The 843-nt window shown below is 69.8% G+C and carries 1 protein-coding gene; it reads right to left on the bottom strand.

All coding sequences use genetic code 11. The annotated features are described in order from the left end of the window. The coding region (locus D471_RS33090) for a TM0106 family RecB-like putative nuclease (protein WP_040688414.1) at positions 1-843 on the bottom strand (843 nt) is incomplete at both ends.

The following is an 843-nucleotide window of genomic DNA, read 5'->3' as shown; positions in this document are numbered from 1 at the left end:
TCGGGGAGCCAGTCGCGCAGGCGGGCGGTGGAGTGGCAGTCGTCGCGGTTGTAGGCGGCGATGGAGGCCAGGATCCGTTCGGCCTGTCGGGTGTGTCCGGCCTCGCGGGCGGCCAGGTGTGCGGCGTAGGCGTCGATGCTGGAGGTGGCGGTGGTGACGCCGCCGGTGCGGGCGGCGGGCAGGTAGAGGGGTTCGAGGTACTTGATGGAGTAGGAGCGTTGTGACACGCGCAGGCTTTTGCGGACCACGGTGTACAGGTCGACCAGGCGGTTCTCGCGCAGGAGGCGGTTGACCTCCTCTTCGCGGGTGGCGTACTCGCTGGACAGGTGTTTGAGGCGGTCGACCTCGTAGGAGGCGTAGTGGTAGACGTGCGCGGTGTCGTCGGCGTCGATGCGGGCGGTGACGAAGTCGACGAAGTCCTCCAGCGCCTGTTTCTCCTGGGCGCGGTCGTGGGCCCAGAAGGCGTGGAAGGTTTCGGTGTCGTCGTCTTCGGTGGTGGCGCCGAAGAGGTATTCCAGGCCGCGGCCGTCGTCGCTGGAGTGGTAGGGGTAGCCCTCCATGTCGAAGAAGACGTCGCCTGGGCTGGGGGCGGGCAGGCTGGCCAGGCCGTCGGGGGCGAAGACCTCGGCGGTGACGGTGCCTTGGGGGTTGTGGCGGGTGCGGGTGGTGTCCTGGGTGACCTGGAGGGCGGCCTGGGCGCGTAGTTGGTCGAAGGTGCGGCGGGGCAGGGTCTGGGGGCGTTGGTCGTCGTCGGCCTGGGCGAGGGCGTCGATGGTGGTGATGTCGGCGTCGGTGAGTTTGGCGGCCTGGTCGGTGCGCAGGCCGGCGACGAGGGTGAGGTGG

It is taken from the genome of Nocardiopsis lucentensis DSM 44048, assembly GCF_000341125.1.
Classification (GTDB): domain Bacteria; phylum Actinomycetota; class Actinomycetes; order Streptosporangiales; family Streptosporangiaceae; genus Nocardiopsis; species Nocardiopsis lucentensis.
The sequence above is the reverse complement of the archived record's forward strand: the minus strand, read 5'-3'. Positions and strand labels throughout refer to the sequence as shown.